Here is a 16376-nt window from a genome sequence, read left to right as displayed (position 1 = left end):
AATAGTGCCTTAGATCGGAGCAGAACTGCTGGGCGAATCCAGGGGATTGACACGTGCCCGATATCTCGATATGGCTGGTCCAGCGGAGGAAACCGCTCTCCCTGTCAATGTCCTCCGGACGGGTGCTCGCCCGTTATGCCAGGTGATCGTCGAGGAACGCCAGCAGGTGCGGGAGGAAGGCGCGCAGCGCTCGATCGTCGCCGCCGGCCGCCAGCACCTCGCCGAGGTAGTCGCCGTGCAGGCCCGGGACGATCAGGAGGCGCGCGTCCGGGAGCAGTGCGGCGACCTCCACGAAGTGCTCGGGGCGGACCACGTCGCGGTCGGCCCCCACGACCAGCGTCGGCGCGGTGACCGAGGCCACCAGCTCGTCCGGGAAATCCTCGAAGCGGAGCATGAGGGCGCGGTCGAGCTCGAACATCCGCCTCGCGTGCTCCGGGTCGCGGCTGACAGCCAGGTCCGCCTCCGCGTACACGGCGGGAAGGTCCTCGAACCGGGCCGCCTCCAGTCCCGCCCAGAAGCCGTCGGCCATCGCGTCGCGCCGCAACGGGGCCGACGCCAGGACCAGCTTGCGCACCAGCGCGGGATGCCGCGCGGCGAGCTGGAACGCCACCTGGCCGCCGTTGCTGAACCCGAGCACGTCGACCGGGCCGAGCCGCAGCTCCTCCAGCACGGCCGCGACATCGTCCGCCGAGCCCTCGAACGAGGGCACGCGGTCGCCGGAGGCCGTGCGGCCGTGACCCTGCAGCTCCACAGCGAGCACCGAGCGGCTTCGCTCCAGCAGCGGGAGCAGCATCCCCCAGTTCGACTCGATCGTGGAGCCGCCGCCGTGGAGGAGCAGCAGCGGCGGGTGCGGCGAGTCCTCGTCGCCGTGCCATTCGCGATGCAGAGGGATGTGCGTCACAGTGCCCGACGCTACCTCCTCCCGCGCGATTCGGCACGAATGTCGCCTTTGCGCGGGCGAAAGCCGCGATTCGTCACGAATGTCTGCGGGGCGCCTGACTACTTCTGCTGGCAATCCGGCAAAAGACGTGCGGTGGACGCGGAGAAGTGGTTAGGCTGGTCGGGTTCGCGCGCATCGAATACCAGGCAAGGAGGCCTTCACAGGCATGTCCCAACCACTCACTGTCGCTGCGCTCGGCTTCTGGCACGTCCACGGGGGCGACTACGCCCGCGACGCCCAGGAGCATCCCGGCACCACGCTCGTCGCCATCTGGGACGACGACCCCGAACGCGGCCGGGAGGCCGCCGAGAGATTCGGGGTGGAGTTCGTCGCCGACCTCGACGAACTGCTCGCCCGTGACACCCTCGACGGCGTCACGGTCACCACCTCCACGGACCAGCACGTCGACGTGATCTCGCGCGCCATCGCCGCAGGCAAGCACGTCTTCACCGAGAAGGTGCTCGCCCCGACCGTCGCCGACGCCGACGCGCTGGTCGCCGCCGCCGACGCTGCAGGCGTCGCGCTGGTGGTCTCGCTCCCGCGCCTCCACCACGGCTACACCGCGGCGATCGAGCAGGTCCTCGACGCGGGCACGCTCGGCGAGCTGGCCTACAGCCGCGTGCGCCTCGCGCACGACGGCTGGATCGCCGGCTGGCTGCCCGACCGGTTCGGCAACCCGGCGGAGGCCTACGGCGGCGCCCTGACCGACCTCGGCTGCCACCCGATCTACCTCACGCGCCTCTTCCAGCGGAGCGAGCCGCAGCGGATCACGGCGACGTACGCGAGCCTCACCGGCCGGGAGGTCGACGACAACGCCGTGGTCACGGCCGAGTTCGACGGCGGCCGCATCGGGGTCGTCGAGGCGAGCCTCGTGCAGACCCCGGGCGACTTCACGATCGAGCTGCGCGGCACCCAGGGCGCGCTGTCCTACGGCGGCGCTGCAGGCGGCCTCTTCCTGAACACCGGCGACGGCTGGCAGGAGCTGCCGGTGCCCGACAACGGGCCGGGCGCGTTCGACGAGTGGGTGCGCCGCATCCGCGACGGCAGCAGGGCCGACGCGAACCTCGACCATGCGCTCGCGCTCACCCGCGTCGTGGTCGCCGCGAACGCCTCCGCCGCCGAGGGCCGCCCCGTCGCGCCCGCGGTGCCCGCCGTCGCGCGCTGACCCGCGCCTTCTCACCACCCACCTCCCGCCGAGGGGCACGTAAACGCCTCTATCCGGCACTTTCAGGGGCGCTTTCGTGCCCCTCGACACACTTGGAGTTCTACTCATGTCCAGTAACAGCGTTCGTATCGGGTTGATCGGGGCCGGCGGCATCGCCGGCGCGCACGTGGAGGGCTACCTCCGCAACCCCGACGTCATCACTTTCGCGGCCGTGGCCGACCCGGTGCGCGAGAGCGCCGAGAAGCGCGCGGCTGCGACCGGCGCGGCGATCTACGCCGACTACCGCGTCATGCTCGCCGAGGCGGACATCGACGCCGTCGACATCTGCCTCCCGCACCACCTGCACAAGGACGCGATCGTCGCAGCAGCGCGGGCGGGCAAGCACATCCTGTGCGAGAAGCCGCTCTGCCTGACCTCGGAGGAGGCCGCCGAGGTCTCCGCTGCGGTCGAGGAGGCCGGCGTCACCCTGATGTGCGCGCACAACCAGCTCTTCCTCCCGGCCGTCGCCCGGGCGAAGGAGCTGATCGAGTCCGGAGCGATCGGGCGCGTCTACGAAGTGCGCACGACGGACTCGTTCTTCAACGACTTCGACCCGGCGAGCATGGGCTGGCGCGCGCACGCGTCGACCTCGGGCGGCGGCGAGTTGATCGACACCGGCTACCACCCGACCTACCTGCTGCTGCACCTCGCAGGGGGCGCCCCGGTGGAGGTCACGGCCATGCTGGCCACGCACCGTCTGTCGTTCATGGAGGGCGAGGACTCCGCGACGGTGCTCGTCCGGTTCGACAACGGCGTGATCGGGACCATCGTCACGAGCTGGGCCTACGAGGCGGCGCCGGGGACGGAGAAGTTCTCGGCCGTCGGCGAGCTCGGCAGCCTGACGTCCGACGGCACGACCCTCACGCTCAAGAAGCGCGGCGAGGCCGAGCCGACCGTGATCGAGCTGGAGCCGGTGCACCAGTTCGGCGAGGAGCTGAACCACTTCGCCCGCAGCCTCCTCGACGGCACCCGCCCGCTGCACACGCAGAAGGAGGGCATCGAGGTGCTCGGCATCATCCTCGGCGCCTACGAGTCCGTGCGCACGCGCGCCGTGGCGGCGATCCCCGCCCTCTCCCCCACCCGCTGACCACCCGCCGAGTACGCACGAAATCAGCCGAAACAGCCGAGTACGCGGACTATTCGCGTACTCGGCTGTTCGGTGCCGGGTAGGGCCGGGGGTGGACGGCGCCCGCCTGCGTGCCCAGCGCAATGACGGCCGCCCGCTGACGGTCTGGACGCGCCGACTGGAGTAGCGAATACTTCGACGGTTGACACGAAATCTATTTCATTTCAACAGGATCCAGACTGTTCCCAAAGCGAGCCCCTTGGGGTTAAAGTGACGCATGAGCACTCCGAGGATGGGGCGCCAGATCGGCGGTCCCGAACATCCGCGACATGATGACTTCGTCGCGGTGCCCTACCTGCGCCAAGGGCAGCTCATCTCACTCATCCGCTGGAGCCAGGTCAACGGCGAGTGGCGGTACACCACCATGCTCGCTCAGTACCTCCACCGCGACGAGGAGAGCTGGTACCTCGTGATCGATGGCCAGCGCGCCAAGATCAGCCGCGCGGAATGGGCCATCTTCAACTGATTCCGCGGTGCGTGCACGCGCGATCCGTCGATTCCGGAGGGGTCATGCCTGCACCCTGCCCCGGCCGGCGTGCACGGCAAGGGGGATGAGAGCTCGCGCCGAGGGGTGTACGACGTGGAGTCATGACCATCCGCACCGTGCTCTTCGACGTCGACGGCACCCTCGTCGACTCGAACTACCTCCACATCGACGCCTGGCAACGCGCGTTCGCCGAGCTGGGCGCGCCCGTCGACGCCTGGCGCATCCACCGCGCGCTCGGCAGGGACTCGGGCCAGCTGCTCCGCGCGGTCGCGGGTGAGCACGACGACGACTGGAACGACCGGGCCCGGGCGCTGCACGCGAGGCACCTCCGCGAGCTCGCGCCGCGGCTGCGGGCGTTCGACGGGGCCGCCGACCTGCTGCGCGGGGTCGCCGGCCGCGGCGTCCGGGTCGTGCTCGCGAGCTCCGCCGCCGAGGGCGAGCTGGCGATGCTGCGGCGAGCGCTCGGAGCCGAAGACGCGGTGCACGCGTCCACCTCGGCCGACGACGTGGACGAGGCCAAGCCCGACCCGGGCATCCTGGAGGTCGCACTCGGCCGTGCGGACGCGACCGCCGGCGAGGCGCTCGTCGTCGGCGACTCGGTCTGGGACATGACCGCAGCGGCGCGGGCGCACATCCGGTCGGTGGGGGTGCTCTGCGGCGGCGTCGGGGCGGGCGAACTCACGGATGCCGGGGCGCAGGAGGTCTTCGACGGGCCGGCCGCGCTGCTGGGGGCGCTCGACCGGCTGCTCTGAGTCGACCGGCTGCTCTGACTGCCGCTCAGTCCGGCAGCTCCTGCAGCGCGCTCGTGCGCTCACCCGGCTGATCGCCCGTGTTCACGGTGCCCTTCGGCTCGAACATCACGACCAGCGCCTCGTCCTCGGCGAACGGGCAGTGCTCCGCGCCTTTCGGAACCACGAACACGTCGTGCGGCCCCAGTTCGACCTCGCGGTCGCGGAGCTGGATGGTGAGCCGTCCGGCGACCACGAGGAACAGTTCGTCCGTGTCCGGATGCGCGTGCCAGATGAAGGAGCCCTGCAGCCGGGCGACCTTCACGTCGTAGTCGTTCACGCTGGTCAGCCGGTGCGGCTGCCAGGGTTCGGGGACGAACGCGAACGCCGCGTCGATGTTGTGGACGCCACCTGTGGTCATGCCGTCAGCCTAGGGAGTGCATCTTGCCAAGCACAGCCCCTCGGGCGTTTGATGCTCCAAAGAGCGTCCACCGACGGAAGGATGGCCATGTCCGCCAGCGAACTCGAGATGTCCAGCGTCCGCTACCCGTACCGGGGGCGCATCTTCCACGTGGAGAAGAAGGCGCCGGGCGAGTGGGTGGTGCTCGACGAGACGCACGCGGAGCTCGGCCGTCTGGTGCGCGTCTCGGCCGAAGGCGAGGAGCACGAACCCGTGTTCGGAGCCGTCCCGATCGGTTACCTGGAGACCCTGCACGAGGGCTCGGACTGGAAGTTCCTCGTCGCGTCGCTGATCAACGAGGCGCTGGACGAGGAGCCCGCTGCGACCGGCAACCAGGGCCAGGCGTAAGGCCACCGCGAATAATGACGCCGGGCCCGGCGGCCTGAGGCCCGGTGCAGAGGGGCGGGCTACGATACCCGCAATGAACGCAGCGCTGCGCACGACGCTCGGCTGGGTGGCCGCGGTGCTGCTCAACCTCGGCGCCGTGCTGTTCGTGGTGGGCCTGATCCTGCCCCGCTCCGGAGACGGGTCGATCCTCGGGGTCGGGATCGGGATGCTCGTGGCCGGCGTGATCGTCGGTGCGGTGTGGCTGTACGGCAGCCGGCGGGCCGGCCGTCGCTGACGCGGTCGCGCTGCGGGACGGAGGCGTTCGCACACAGAGCGGCCCCGCCCGGGATGACGGTGGACGGGGCCGCAGCATCTGCGGTGCGGTCGGGCGGCCGCGCTCAGGCGACCGCGGCGACGCAGCCGGTCGCTCAGTCCGGCGGCTCGGTGTTCTTGACCAGGTCGGGGTTGGACGGCTGCTCGGTCGGGTCGAAGTCCGCGGGCGGCGGCTCGGCCCCGTCCGAGCCCTCCGACGCCGGCCCCTGGGTGTCGCGGGTGGTCACATCCTCCGCGCCCTCGGGTGCGACGCCGGTCTCGTGCGGCGCGGAGACGTCGCCCTGACCCGGCTCGTTCTCGTCGGGCTCGGCCGTCTGGGCGTCGCGCTCGGCGTCGGCGCTGTGCCGCCCTCCGCGCTCGAAACGCTCGGGCTGGTCCTCGGCGGGTACGCCGAGGTCGTCCGCGTTCGGGAGTCCGCTCGTGTCGCTCATGGTCTGCCCTCCTCTGCTGTACGACGTGGCCGAGTCGTCGTCCTCGTCATGGTGCCCACGCAACGCCGAACCCCCTGCGTCCGCAAGGGGGTTCACCGTCGCCGAAACGGGCGTACGCTACCCGTTCGCCGCCGCGACGAGCTGGTCGAGCTGCTCCGCGGTGACCGGGCTGCCCGGGAATGCGGCCGCGCGCACCAGCGGGATGGACTCCGCCATCCGGCGCAGGCTCGGGTCGTTGAGCATGGCGCCCATCCCCTGTGCCTCCGCGCTCTGGGCGAGCGCGGACATCAGGATGGGGCCGCCGACGGGATGGTTCAGCCACTCGCCCAGCGTGGAGTCGACGGTGAGCGGGGCCGCGCGGCCGTCACCCGCAAGCGTCACCACGGCCGAGTCGCGCAGGTCCCGGGAGGACGCGCCGACCGCCACGACATAGTCGCCGCCCTCCACAGTCCAGCCGTCGAGCTCGGTGTCGAAGTAGGCGAGGTCCTCGGTCGGCAGATCGATCACGGCCGTCTCGGTGGCGCCCGCGGCGACGGCGACGTTGGCGAAGCCCTTCAGTTCGCGTACGGGCCGCTGCACACGGGAGGCCGGGACGGAGACGTAGACCTGCACGACCTCGCGGCCGTCGCGGTCGCCGGTGTTGGTGACCTCCACCGCCACCCGGATGCCGCCCTCCGCCGTGACCGTCGCCGTCGGCGCGCCGAACGCGAACGTCGTGTACGAGAGGCCGTGGCCGAACGGGAAAGAGACCGCCGCGGCGCGCGCGTCGAAATCGCGGTAGCCGACGAAGAGGCCCTCGCCGTAGCGCACGTGCCCCTTCTCGCCTGGGAAGTTGAGGTACGCGGCGGTGTCCTCCAGCCGCACCGGGATGGTCTCGGCGAGCCGCCCGGACGGGTTGACGACCCCGAACAGCACGTCCGCGATCGCCCCGCCGCCGGCCTGGCCGAGCAGCCAGCCCTCCACGATCGCGGGCACGCGGTCGGCCCAGCCGGAGACGCGCACGACACCGCCGTTGGAGAGCACGACCGTCACGCGCGGGTTGGCGGCGATGACCGCCTCCAGCAGCGCGGTCTGCGCGGGAGGGAGTTCGAGGTGCTCGCGGTCGAAGCCCTCCGACTCGTCCTCGCCCGGGAGGCCGAGGAACACCACGACGTCGTCGGCTCCGGACGCCACCGAGACGGCCTCCGCGGTCAGCGCGACCTCGTCGGCGTCCGCACCGAGCGTGTAGCCCGGAGCGAAGGCGACAGTCGCGTCTCCCGCGAGCGCGTGCAGCTCGTCGAGCGCGTTGTCCAGGCGGGTCGGGACGATCTGGGAGGAGCCGGCGCCCTGGTAGCGCGGGGTGCGGGCGAACTCGCCGACGACCGCGATTCTCCGGCTGGCGTCGGTCGCGAGCGGGAGGACGCCCTCGTTCTTGAGCAGGACGACGCTCCGGGCGGCGACCTCCCTGGCCAGCGCGTGGTGCGCTTCCGCGTCGTAGGTCGCCGTCGCGTCGGCTCCGGCGAGCGCCTTCCCGACCAGGTCGATCACGCGGTCGGCTGCGGTGTCGAGCACGGACTCCGCCAGCGAGCCGTCCCGCACGGCGGCGACGAGCTGCGCGTCGGTGACGCCGCCGCTGGACGGCATCTCCAGGTCGAGCCCGGCGACGAGCGCGCTCACCCGGTCGTTGACGGCACCCCAGTCGGAGACCACCAGACCCTCGAAACCCCACTCGTCGCGGAGGACGGAGGTGAGCAGCCACGGGTCCTCGCTCGCGTAGACGCCGTTGATGCGGTTGTAGGAGCACATGACGGTCCACGGCCGGGCGTGCGTCACGACGTGCTGGAAGCCGCGCAGGTAGATCTCCCGCAGCGGGCGCTCGTCCACGTCGGCGCTCACGCGCAGCCGGTCGGTCTCCTGGTTGTTGGCGGCGAAGTGCTTGAGCGACGCGCCCACGCCCTGCGACTGGAGGCCGCGCACGAGAGCCGCGCCGAGCCGCCCGGAGACGATCGGGTCCTCGGACAGGTACTCGAAGTTGCGCCCGCACAGCGGGGAGCGCTTGATGTTGATGCCGGGCCCGAGCAGCACGCCGACGCCCTCGGCTCTGGCCTCCTCGCCGAGCGCGGCCCCGACCCGCTCCAGCAGTTCGGCGTCCCAGGAGGAGCCGAGAGCGACGGCGGGCGGGAAGCAGGTGGCGGGGACGCTGTCCCCGATGCCGAGGTGGTCGCCGCCCTGCGACTGCTTGCGCACGCCGTGCGGCCCGTCGGTGAGGTAGATGGACGGGATGCCGGCGCGCTCGACGCCCTCGGTCTCCCAGAAGCTGCGGCCGCTCGTCAGCGACGCCTTCTCCTCGACGGTGAGTTCGGATGCGCGGGGCAGGCTCTCGACCATGATTCTCCTTCGATACGGCCGCGGGGTGTGGCAATACCTTACACCACTCGGTTTTGTGTTTCAGGGACCCGTCACATTCGTGACGAATGTCGCGAAAACGGCGCCGGTAGTGCACATTCGTGACGAATCGCGATTCTGGAGGGAACGCCGCATTCGTGACGAATGTCGCGGGGAGTCGCCGTCACAGGCGGCGCATGAGGTCGCGGAGGGCGGTCATGTACTGCGTGGAGGCCTGGTAGCCGGGGTGCGTCGCCACCTTCACAAGGTAGAGCGGCGGCCCGAATTCGTCTGCCCCCGGTCGATTTCGTTGTCCTTGAAGGAGGCGTCCGGAAAGCCGAGGTAGTCGGTGCGTCGCCACAGGTTCACCCAGGCGATCTGGCCGTCCGGCTGGGTCAGCAGCTCCCGGAGCGTCGGCTTGTCGCGGACGTCGGGATCGCGGCCGCCCGAGCCCTCTGCCAGGTGGTCCTCCACGACCTGCTTCAACCACGGATCCGCCTTCCACAGCGACGGCGCGCGGCTCGGAAGGGTGCCGAGCGCGGCCGGCCCGAACAGCTCGGGGAAGAAGCGGCCGAAGTAGGCGCGGAGCTGCGTGCCGTAGGTGAGCAGCGCGATGTTCTTGAGGCCGTCGGTGGTGTCGGCGCCGAGGGTGAAGATCGTGGAGACGGCGAGGACTGCGCCGAGGCTGTGCGCGCTGACGACGACCTTGCGGCGCTGGCGCGTGGTCAGTGCCCGCAGCTCGTCGCGGGCGCGCTCCTCTGCGGTGCGGCGGTCCCCCACCGTGCCTGCGCTCGTGGAGATGTCCGCCTCCAGCCAGGCGACGATGCGGTCGCGCAGCTCCGGGATGACGCGTTCGGCGTAGCAGGGCGGCCCGAACGGGTGGCCGGCGCGCGGGAGGAAGCACATCAGGTCCCACATCACGCCGATGGGGCGCTCCTTCGTCGTCAGCGCGTTCTCCGCGATGGTCACGACGGCGGCGACCGAGATCAGGCCGAGCGCGGGGAGGGCGAGGTCCAGCAGGGCCGGGCGCAGCGGCTGCGGGAGCGCGATCGCGACGATGACACCGAGGGCGAGCAGCGCCGCGAGGAGGCCGAGCACCGGCTCCCCGCGGTGGAAGAGCGCGGCCGACCGGCGGGCGTTGAGCATCCGGAAGTCCAGCTTCCCCGCCGACTTCACCTGCGGCACACGCCCGTCGCGATAGCTGCGCAGCGGCTCGCGGAGCGCCCGGCCGCCGACGGTCTCGGGCGTCGTCAGGCGCGGCGTGGTGCGCATCCGCGGCAGCGCGACGACGAGCACGAAGAGCACGAGCACGACGGCGAGCACCGGCACCGTCCCGCCGAAGTTCCGGTACGCGACCGGGGTGGTCAGCCCGCCGGGAGTCAGCGGGCAGATCGGCGTCGGGCCGCCGGACGAGGCGAGCGCGCACTGCGTCCCCAGCACGAGGAGGGTCGACAGCAGCATCGCGGCGCCGAGCGAAAGCAGCATGATCACGCCGGGGCCGGTGCCGCGCCAGCCCTGGTAGGCGAAGCTGCGCCGGCGGGCCATCGGCCAGAAGACGACCAGCGCGGCGAGCAGAATCGCGGCGAGGGCGGCGAGCAGGTACGCGGCTGTCGTGAGCGGCGCGAGGTGCAGGTCCTTCGGGGTCGACACGACGGCGACCAGCAGCGAGACCCCGCCGACGACGACCACGGTCACCGACAGCCAGCGCGGCACCCCGCGGCGCCAGCCCAGCGCCGAGAGGGCGATGGCGAGCAGGACGCCGAGGATGATGGAGGGTGCGATGACGAGACCGAGGAACGACGGGGCGTGCTCCACCACCGGGCCGCCGGGCAGCGCCACGGCCACCGCCACGGCGGTGTAGACGGCGATCGCGGCCAGCAGCACCCACCCGGCCACCGCCTCCCGCTGCCGCAGCTTCAGCCGGATGATGCTGTGCCGGCGGGCGTCCCGGACCTCCGGCTCATCGCCCTGCATCGCCCGCTCGGCGCGACGGCGCACGGTCGTGTCGACGTTGCGCACGACGAGGGCGACGACCACGACCAGCCCGGCCGCCGCCAGACCGGCGCCCAGCGTCAGCCACCAGCGCGACAGGAGCGGCGTGGTCGCCGGGTCGAGGCACTCCGGGGGAGGTCGACTCCGGCGGGTGCGCACGTCCAGAACACGCCGTCCCAGCCGACCAGCAGCGCCACCAGGAAGAACGCCGCCGCCGTGTGCAGCAGTTCGCTCGGCGCCTTCACGCGGGTGATCCCCCAGAACCCGTCGGTCGCGAGGGGGCGGCGCGGGGTCGCGCCCTGGGCGTTTGCCACGCCGCTGAGGTCGCCGGCGGTGCGGATCTTCGCGACCGTTCCGAAGATCCCGGCCTCGTAGCGGGTGCGCGCCTGGTGCGAGACGAAGAACAGCAGCAGCACGCCCGCGATGGGGACGAGCGAGAGGAGGGCGACCCGGATGCCGCGGTGGTCGAGCCCCGGCGTGGTGAAGAACGCGGTCACCCAGCCGGGCAGTGCCGGGCACAGCGACGGCCGTGCGAGGCACTGGGTCCCGATCAGGTCCAGGCTCACCGAGGCGAGCGCGCAGACGTAGAGGAGCGTGAGGCCGAGCGCGAACACCCGCAACGATGCGGCGCCGCGGCCGGCCTTCCACTCCCCGTGCGCGGCTGATCCGGGATGCGGCGGGTCCAGTACGCGGTGTTGCACAGGCCGAACGGCAGGATGAGGAGCCAGGCGAGCTGCACGAAGAACTGGCCGATCGCCACGAGCGCCCCACCGCCGTACCGGGCCAGCATCCCCCACGAGTAGGCCTCGCGGCGGATCACCGTCGGGGGAGCCGCCGGATCGGCCGGATCGGCCGGGTCGGCGGTCGGGACGTAGAAGCCGCCGTTCTCGTCGGCCTGGTCGGCGCGCACGTCGCCTGGCGCGACGCCGAGCATCTCCGCCGGCGGCGTGTTCTTGATCCCGTGGATCCGCAGCTCCAGGACGGTCGGCCCGCGCGTGGCGAAGACCGACGGCGACCGCGCCATGCCCGCAGGGTACCGGGGGGCGGACCGGGGTGTCTACAGGTGTTGCACGCCTGTGCAGGGCTCTGGTCGCGCGGGCCGCGACAGCGTACTCTCCTCGCTATGAGCAACCCTGAAGAGCCCACCGGCGACGCCCGCGAGAACCTCGAGGGCAGCTACACCGAGTCCGACGACGAAGGACCGCACGAGCGCACGGTCCACGGCCAGTACACCGAGACCGAGGAGAACCCCGGCCCGGAGGCCGACGTCGAGGGGACGTACACCGACGTCGAGGAGCCCGCTGAGGCACCGGAGGGCGACTACACCGAGGGCGACTACCGCGAGCCCTGAGCCCGCGAGCCCTGAGCCTGCGAGCCCTGATCCTGCGAGCCCTGGGCGGCCGACCGCTCAGGCGTAGCGCTTGCGCGCCTTCTCGGCCTGCTTCTTGGCGTTCTTGCGCGCCTTCTTCACGTCCGGGTTGTTCCAGAACGCGGTCACCGACTCGACGATCTGGTCGTAGCGCTCCCGGCCCGCGCGCGAGCCCAGGATGTAGGCCGCGGCGATGACGATGAGCACGAAAAAGGTCTTGGGTCGCATGCCGCGACGATAGCCCTCAGCGCGTCGGCTGGGAAGGTCTGGGTGAGAGCCTCCGGAGCAGGAGATGCAGCGGCTCCGAGAGGAACATCAGGAAGAGCCAGAACATCCCGACCGCCGGCACGACCACGGCCAGCACCAGGCTGACGGCGATGATGATGATCGCCGACCATCCGCGTGTGGAGTCCATCGCGCCGCGCGCTTCGTCGCGGACGAGCTCGGGACGGCGGGTGAGCACGACGCCGAGGAACTGCATCGTCAGCGCGATCGCCAGGAGGTTGCCGATGTAGAGGGCGTAGACCTCCGGCCGCTGGCCGTTGCTGTTCGAGAGCACGTTGGTCGTGAACGGCATGAACGCGATGGTCGCGAGCCAGAGGAAGTTGAGCCAGACGAGGATCCCGTCGTAGCCGCGCACCCACTCGAACACCCGGTGGTGGACGACCCAGAAGCGGGCGATGACCGCGAACGAGATCGCGAACGCGAGCAACTCCCAGAAGTTGTGGGAGACGAACGCGCCGAAGCTCTCACGCGCGATCTCGGGTGCGGCATCCACGAGCGGCAGGATCAGCAGGGTGATCGCGATGGCCACGGTCGCGTCCGAGAAGTTGACCAGCCGGTCGAGCCCCCGCTCCGTCCGAATCACCGCCATACCCACATCATGCCCGAGTTCGGCCGGGATCGGTCAGACTGTGGGGATGCCGCACCTCAACACCGGACCGGGCGAGTACGACCTCACGGCGAGCGCGCTCATTCTGCGCGAGCTGGAGGGGCGCACCCATGTGCTCGTGCACCGCCACCGCAAGCGCGGGCTGCTCATGCAGCCGGGCGGGCACGTCGAGCGCACGGAGGACCCCTGGGCGGCCGTCGCCCACGAGCTCCGGGAGGAGTCCGGGTACGACCTGGAGCAGTTGCTCCTGCTCCAGCCCGCGCACCGGATCGAGCGCGCGGACGGCATCGCCGTGCTGCCGACGCCGCTCGTCGTGAACGTGCACCCCATCACCGACGAGCACGCCCACACCGACATCGTCTACGCGTTCGTCGCGACCACCGACCCGGCCGGGACGCCCGGCGAGGACGAGTCGCAGGAGCTGTACTGGCTGCCGGTGGACGAACTCGACGGCCCGCAGACAGCGGGCGAGCTGGCGCCGGGACTCGCGGAGGTCGTGCGCTATGCGACCGAGGCGATGAAGTCCTCGATGCTGGTCACGGTCACGCCGCCTCGGGCGAACACCTTCGCGGTGAGCACCTGGTGGACCTCGGGGTCGGAGTCCCAGCAGCCGTCCTCCAGCACGACCACCCGGTAGTCCCGGTCGGAGGCATCGCGCACGGTCGACAGGACGACGCCGCTCGTGGCGACACCGGCGAGCACGAGGGTGTCGATGCCCCGGGCCTGAAGCTGTTCGTCCAGGTCGGTGGTGCTGAACGCGCCGACACGCTTCTTACGGACGACGATCTCACCCTCCGCGGGCGCGATGCGCGGGTCGATCTGCGTCTCAGGGCTGTTCGGGTCCAGGCGCTCGCCGGCGCGGGCGAACCGCGAGCGCGACGGGATCGTCGCGGCCTCCTCGGCGGTGATGGCGACGCGCACGTAGCCGACGGTGACGCCGGCCGCACGCGCGGCCTCCCGCGCCCGTACCAGGCCGGCGAGATAGGCGTCCGAGTCGGGCAGGCGGGAGAGGATGCCCGGCTGGAGGTCCATGAGCAGGAGGGCGGTCGTTGCGGGGGTCGGAGCGAGATCGTTCACATGGTTAAACTACTTCGCCCGCGCCTTGTTGTTCCGCGCGTCGTGGGTCAGCTCGATCAGTCCGAGCTGCTCCAGGAGCGGCGGGAGGTACATCCCGAACCGGCCGCGGTAGCCCTTGCGCAGCCCGTACCAGCCGCCGACCGGGTTGACCGGGTCGCGCCCCCAGGCCTCGATCGTGCCGGCGATCACCGGCTTGTTCTCGTCTGCGGCGCCCAACGGCACCCAGTCGCCCTGCTCGCGCAGCCACGCCGCGAGGTCGTCGATCGCGCTGGCGCGGTAGCTCAGCCGGGTGGAGCCCACTTGGCAGATCAGTGCGGGCGGGTCGGCCTCGTCGTCGCGGTACATCGTGTACTCCGAGGTGCCCGGCGCCGTGGTGAGCCGCCACGGATCGTCCTTCGTCCCAGCGCTCATGGTTCCTCCTGTCGCCGCCGCTCGACCCCTGCCAGAAGTCTGGACCCACTCAGTCGCAGGCCACCAGTACCGCGTCGCTCACATCGCTGAGGTGTCGGAGGGCGCGCCGGCGCTCGTCCGCGGTGTTGGTCAGGTAGGCGAGCACAAGGTCCCGCACCGGGTCGGCCCAGACGTTGCAGATGCTGCTGCCGTTGTGACCGAACGTGCGCGGGTCGGCGCGCGAGCCGGTCGGCCGGGCCAGCCCGATCGGGCCGCCGAGCTGGAAGCCGTGCGCCCAGCGCACGGGGAAGCCCATGATCCGGTCGGGCTCGCCGTCGCTCGAGACGGCCCGGGCCGCCGCGATCGTCTCCGGCCGGAGGACGCCCTCTCCGCCCGCGAGCAGCATCCGGTAGAACTCGGCCAGCTCGCGGCCGTTGGTGCTGACCGCCGCGGCCGGCACCGGCACCGCGCGCGTGCGCGGCCGGTTGAAGAGGAGGGTCCGCGCCCGTTCGGGAGCGCTCAGCGCGCGGAGCGGGACGGCCCGGCCCGCCGCGGCTTCCGGGAGGCCGAGTGACGTCTCGGTGAGCCCGGCCGGCCGGAGCAGGTTCTCGGCGATGAAGCGCTCGGGCGGCATCCCGCTGACGCGGCGCACCAGCTCGCCGAGGATGAAGCCGAAGCTCAGCACGTGGTAACCCACGACTTCACCTGCGGCCCAGCGCGGTCGCGCGTCCTCAGCTGCCGCCACGGACCGCCGCGGATCGGTCATACGCACCGTGTCGCCCAGCAGCGTGCCGGTCGAGTAGGGCACGCCCGCGCGGTGCGAGAGCACGTGCCGGATGGTGATGTCGGACTTCCCGCCGCGCGCGTACGCGGGCCAGTGCGCGGCCACGGGGTCGTCCAGCCGCAGCATCCCGCGCTCGGCGAGCAGGTGCACGGCGAGCGCCACGAAAGGCTTGCTCACCGAGAACGTGTAGAACAGAGCGTCGCGTCCGCACCCGACGCGGCGGTCGAGGACGACCTCCCCGCCGTGGATGACGGTGAGCCACGTCGCGCCGCCGCGGGCGTCCACCAGGTCGAGGACGCGGCGGAAGTCGGGCATGACCGCATCTTCGCGTGCCGCGTGCAAGCGTGCAAGGCGTCGTTCGACCGTCCTCACCGGCTGCGCTGTGGAAGGCTGGACCTCATGGCCTCACCGACGCGACGCGCTCCCGTCCTTCCGCTCCTGCTGCCCACCAACCGTCCGTCCGCTCGCTTCTACGACGGCGGCCCGCAGATCGACGCCTTCCGCGGCCTCGCTCGCGGCGCGGACCACACCCCGGAGGACTGGGTGGGCTCCACGACGGCGGTCCGCGGCCAGGCGCCCGCCGGGCTGACCCGCCTGGACGACGGCTCTCTGCTGCGGGATGCGGTCGAGGCCGACCCGGCCGGCTGGCTGGGACCGGGGCACGTCGCGCGCTGGGGGGCCGACGCGATGCTGCTGGTGAAGCTGCTCGACGCCGGTCAGCGGCTGCCGGTGCACGCCCACCCGGACGACGCTTTCGCCGCACGCGAGCTCGCGTCCGCGCACGGCAAGGCCGAGGCCTGGTACATCCTGGCGCCGGGGACGGTGCACCTCGGCCTCCGGGAGGACGTCGACGCCGCGCGCCTGCGTGCGCTGGTGGAGGCGCAGGACACGACCGCGCTGCTCGGCCTCCTCCACGCCGTCGAGGTGGAGGCCGGCGACGCGGTGCTCGTCCCACCGGGCACGCTGCACGCGATCGGCCGTTCGGTGCTGTTGGTGGAGGTGCAGCAGCCCACCGACTTCTCGATCCTGCTCGAGTGGAGGGGCTTCGCGATCGACGGCACCGCCGATGGGCACCTCGGGCTCGGGTTCGAGCGGGCGCTGGGGGCAGTGGACACCCGCGGGCTGACGGGCGAGGACCTGGCCGGTCTGGTGCGGCGCGCGCCGTCGGCCGGCTCCGTCCTCCCGCAGGAGGCCGACGCGTGGTTCCGCCTCGACCGGGTGACCGCGCAGGCGGCCTTCGAGGCCGGGTTCGCGGTGGTGGTCGCGACGGCGGGCACCACCCTGCTGCACACCCGCGACGGGGAGGTGGCGCTTCCGGCGGGGGCGACGGCGGTCGTTCCCGCGGCGGCCGGCGTGTTGACGGTCGACACCGACGGGGCGGCGCTCGTCGCCCGGCCGCCCGCGCCCTGACCGGCGCGATGCCGCGGAAGCCGCCGCGCCGCGATTCGTGCGGAATCTCCCGAAAATCGCTC

The 16376-nt window shown here is 71.9% G+C and carries 20 protein-coding genes and 1 pseudogene; 9 read left to right on the top strand and 12 right to left on the bottom strand.

Annotated features, from left to right (window positions below; translation table 11 throughout):
• Positions 1 to 133: 133 nt before the first annotated feature.
• Positions 134 to 901 (bottom strand): alpha/beta fold hydrolase, encoded by a 768-nt coding sequence (locus ACR5MH_RS16000; protein ID WP_431348088.1) that lies wholly within the window; start codon positions 899 to 901, stop codon positions 134 to 136.
• A gap of 205 nt (positions 902 to 1106) precedes the next feature.
• Between ACR5MH_RS16000 and ACR5MH_RS15995 the strand changes: the two genes are divergently transcribed.
• The 4 genes from ACR5MH_RS15995 (at position 1107) to ACR5MH_RS15980 (ending at position 4509) form a co-directional block, all read left to right on the top strand.
• Positions 1107 to 2105: a Gfo/Idh/MocA family protein gene (locus tag ACR5MH_RS15995; RefSeq protein WP_431348087.1), complete on the top strand. Its 999-nt coding sequence runs from the start codon at positions 1107 to 1109 to the stop codon at positions 2103 to 2105.
• Positions 2106 to 2211: 106 nt separating this feature from the next.
• Positions 2212 to 3231, top strand: a complete 1020-nt coding sequence (locus ACR5MH_RS15990; protein ID WP_431348086.1) for a Gfo/Idh/MocA family protein — start codon at positions 2212 to 2214, stop codon at positions 3229 to 3231.
• Between the two features lie 256 nt (positions 3232 to 3487).
• Entirely contained in the window at positions 3488 to 3736 is a 249-nt protein-coding gene (locus ACR5MH_RS15985; RefSeq protein ID WP_431348085.1) for a hypothetical protein, read from the top strand.
• Between the two features lie 122 nt (positions 3737 to 3858).
• A complete protein-coding gene (locus tag ACR5MH_RS15980) occupies positions 3859 to 4509 on the top strand; it encodes an HAD family hydrolase (RefSeq protein ID WP_431348084.1) in 651 nt (216 codons plus the stop codon).
• A 25-nt stretch (positions 4510 to 4534) separates the two neighbouring features.
• Here the strand turns inward: ACR5MH_RS15980 and ACR5MH_RS15975 are convergent, their stop codons facing one another.
• Complete coding sequence (locus ACR5MH_RS15975) at positions 4535 to 4906, bottom strand: cupin domain-containing protein (RefSeq protein ID WP_431348083.1); 372 nt, start codon at positions 4904 to 4906, stop codon at positions 4535 to 4537.
• An 87-nt stretch (positions 4907 to 4993) separates the two neighbouring features.
• On the opposite strand from ACR5MH_RS15975, the gene ACR5MH_RS15970 reads away from it, so the two are divergent.
• Positions 4994 to 5293: a hypothetical protein gene (locus tag ACR5MH_RS15970; protein WP_431348082.1), complete on the top strand. Its 300-nt coding sequence runs from the start codon at positions 4994 to 4996 to the stop codon at positions 5291 to 5293.
• 73 nt (positions 5294 to 5366) lie between these two features.
• Positions 5367 to 5567: a hypothetical protein gene (locus ACR5MH_RS15965; protein ID WP_431348081.1), complete on the top strand. Its 201-nt coding sequence runs from the start codon at positions 5367 to 5369 to the stop codon at positions 5565 to 5567.
• Positions 5568 to 5700: 133 nt separating this feature from the next.
• On the opposite strand, the gene ACR5MH_RS15960 is transcribed toward ACR5MH_RS15965, so the two are convergent.
• The 5 genes from ACR5MH_RS15960 to ACR5MH_RS15940 form a co-directional block, all read right to left on the bottom strand.
• The gene (locus tag ACR5MH_RS15960; protein ID WP_431348080.1) at positions 5701 to 6036 is read right to left on the bottom strand and encodes a hypothetical protein; all 336 of its coding nucleotides are present in this window, start codon (positions 6034 to 6036) and stop codon (positions 5701 to 5703) included.
• Between the two features lie 117 nt (positions 6037 to 6153).
• Positions 6154 to 8403, bottom strand: coding sequence for a glycoside hydrolase family 3 C-terminal domain-containing protein (locus ACR5MH_RS15955; protein ID WP_431348079.1), 2250 nt, complete (start codon positions 8401 to 8403; stop codon positions 6154 to 6156).
• Between the two features lie 258 nt (positions 8404 to 8661).
• Positions 8662 to 10551, bottom strand: a complete 1890-nt coding sequence (locus ACR5MH_RS15950) for a hypothetical protein (protein ID WP_433861941.1) — start codon at positions 10549 to 10551, stop codon at positions 8662 to 8664.
• On the bottom strand, positions 10473 to 11006 hold the full coding sequence (locus ACR5MH_RS15945; RefSeq protein ID WP_431348077.1) for a hypothetical protein: 534 nt from the start codon (positions 11004 to 11006) through the stop codon (positions 10473 to 10475). The genes ACR5MH_RS15950 and ACR5MH_RS15945 overlap by 79 nt, the downstream gene beginning before the upstream one ends.
• Positions 10955 to 11416, bottom strand: a complete 462-nt coding sequence (locus ACR5MH_RS15940; RefSeq protein ID WP_431348076.1) for a hypothetical protein — start codon at positions 11414 to 11416, stop codon at positions 10955 to 10957. Before ACR5MH_RS15940 ends, ACR5MH_RS15945 begins: the two co-directional genes overlap by 52 nt.
• Before the next feature lie 99 nt (positions 11417 to 11515).
• Between ACR5MH_RS15940 and ACR5MH_RS15935 the strand changes: the two genes are divergently transcribed.
• Complete coding sequence (locus tag ACR5MH_RS15935; RefSeq protein WP_431348075.1) at positions 11516 to 11743, top strand: hypothetical protein; 228 nt, start codon at positions 11516 to 11518, stop codon at positions 11741 to 11743.
• A gap of 57 nt (positions 11744 to 11800) precedes the next feature.
• Here ACR5MH_RS15935 and ACR5MH_RS15930 read toward each other — a convergent pair whose 3' ends face one another.
• Both ACR5MH_RS15930 and ACR5MH_RS15925 read right to left on the bottom strand, forming a co-directional pair.
• Positions 11801 to 11989, bottom strand: a complete 189-nt coding sequence (locus ACR5MH_RS15930; RefSeq protein WP_431348074.1) for a hypothetical protein — start codon at positions 11987 to 11989, stop codon at positions 11801 to 11803.
• A 16-nt stretch (positions 11990 to 12005) separates the two neighbouring features.
• Complete coding sequence (locus ACR5MH_RS15925) at positions 12006 to 12635, bottom strand: TMEM175 family protein (RefSeq protein WP_431348073.1); 630 nt, start codon at positions 12633 to 12635, stop codon at positions 12006 to 12008.
• On the opposite strand from ACR5MH_RS15925, the pseudogene ACR5MH_RS15920 reads away from it, so the two are divergent.
• Positions 12568 to 13113 (top strand): annotated as a pseudogene (locus ACR5MH_RS15920) (NUDIX hydrolase); the annotation flags it as partial. The gene ACR5MH_RS15925 and the pseudogene ACR5MH_RS15920 sit on opposite strands and share 68 nt — an antisense overlap.
• 41 nt (positions 13114 to 13154) lie before the next feature.
• Here the strand turns inward: ACR5MH_RS15920 and ACR5MH_RS15915 are convergent.
• Genes ACR5MH_RS15915 through ACR5MH_RS15905 form a run of 3 tightly spaced genes read right to left on the bottom strand, consistent with a single transcriptional unit; the run spans position 13155 to position 15219 of the window.
• Entirely contained in the window at positions 13155 to 13730 is a 576-nt protein-coding gene (locus ACR5MH_RS15915) for a cysteine hydrolase family protein (RefSeq protein WP_431348072.1), read from the bottom strand.
• Positions 13731 to 13739: 9 nt separating this feature from the next.
• Positions 13740 to 14141, bottom strand: coding sequence for a DUF6855 family protein (locus ACR5MH_RS15910; RefSeq protein WP_431348071.1), 402 nt, complete (start codon positions 14139 to 14141; stop codon positions 13740 to 13742).
• A gap of 49 nt (positions 14142 to 14190) precedes the next feature.
• Positions 14191 to 15219, bottom strand: coding sequence for a serine hydrolase domain-containing protein (locus ACR5MH_RS15905; RefSeq protein WP_431348070.1), 1029 nt, complete (start codon positions 15217 to 15219; stop codon positions 14191 to 14193).
• Between the two features lie 84 nt (positions 15220 to 15303).
• Between ACR5MH_RS15905 and ACR5MH_RS15900 the strand changes: the two genes are divergently transcribed.
• Positions 15304 to 16314: a class I mannose-6-phosphate isomerase gene (locus tag ACR5MH_RS15900; protein ID WP_431348069.1), complete on the top strand. Its 1011-nt coding sequence runs from the start codon at positions 15304 to 15306 to the stop codon at positions 16312 to 16314.
• Positions 16315 to 16376 lie beyond the last annotated feature (62 nt).

Origin of the sequence: Streptomyces sp. L7, from assembly GCF_050990935.1 — a bacterium.
Taxonomy (GTDB): Bacteria; Actinomycetota; Actinomycetes; order Actinomycetales; family Microbacteriaceae; genus Leifsonia.
The sequence above is the reverse complement of the archived record's forward strand: the minus strand, read 5'-3'. Positions and strand labels throughout refer to the sequence as shown.

Bases quoted from the DNA above. Each gene is read 5' to 3' on its own strand.
- ACR5MH_RS15995 (WP_431348087.1), top strand. From the start codon at position 1,107: ATGTCCCAACCACTCACTGTCGCTGCGCTCGGCTTCTGGCACGTCCAC.
- ACR5MH_RS15990 (WP_431348086.1), top strand. From the start codon at position 2,212: ATGTCCAGTAACAGCGTTCGTATCGGGTTGATCGGGGCCGGCGGCATC.
- ACR5MH_RS15985 (WP_431348085.1), top strand. From the start codon at position 3,488: ATGAGCACTCCGAGGATGGGGCGCCAGATCGGCGGTCCCGAACATCCG.
- ACR5MH_RS15980 (WP_431348084.1), top strand. From the start codon at position 3,859: ATGACCATCCGCACCGTGCTCTTCGACGTCGACGGCACCCTCGTCGAC.
- ACR5MH_RS15975 (WP_431348083.1), bottom strand. From the start codon at position 4,906: ATGACCACAGGTGGCGTCCACAACATCGACGCGGCGTTCGCGTTCGTC.
- ACR5MH_RS15970 (WP_431348082.1), top strand. From the start codon at position 4,994: ATGTCCGCCAGCGAACTCGAGATGTCCAGCGTCCGCTACCCGTACCGG.
- ACR5MH_RS15965 (WP_431348081.1), top strand. From the start codon at position 5,367: ATGAACGCAGCGCTGCGCACGACGCTCGGCTGGGTGGCCGCGGTGCTG.
- ACR5MH_RS15960 (WP_431348080.1), bottom strand. From the start codon at position 6,036: ATGAGCGACACGAGCGGACTCCCGAACGCGGACGACCTCGGCGTACCC.
- ACR5MH_RS15955 (WP_431348079.1), bottom strand. From the start codon at position 8,403: ATGGTCGAGAGCCTGCCCCGCGCATCCGAACTCACCGTCGAGGAGAAG.
- ACR5MH_RS15940 (WP_431348076.1), bottom strand. From the start codon at position 11,416: ATGGCGCGGTCGCCGTCGGTCTTCGCCACGCGCGGGCCGACCGTCCTG.
- ACR5MH_RS15935 (WP_431348075.1), top strand. From the start codon at position 11,516: ATGAGCAACCCTGAAGAGCCCACCGGCGACGCCCGCGAGAACCTCGAG.
- ACR5MH_RS15930 (WP_431348074.1), bottom strand. From the start codon at position 11,989: ATGCGACCCAAGACCTTTTTCGTGCTCATCGTCATCGCCGCGGCCTAC.
- ACR5MH_RS15925 (WP_431348073.1), bottom strand. From the start codon at position 12,635: ATGGCGGTGATTCGGACGGAGCGGGGGCTCGACCGGCTGGTCAACTTC.
- ACR5MH_RS15910 (WP_431348071.1), bottom strand. From the start codon at position 14,141: ATGAGCGCTGGGACGAAGGACGATCCGTGGCGGCTCACCACGGCGCCG.
- ACR5MH_RS15905 (WP_431348070.1), bottom strand. From the start codon at position 15,219: ATGCCCGACTTCCGCCGCGTCCTCGACCTGGTGGACGCCCGCGGCGGC.
- ACR5MH_RS15900 (WP_431348069.1), top strand. From the start codon at position 15,304: ATGGCCTCACCGACGCGACGCGCTCCCGTCCTTCCGCTCCTGCTGCCC.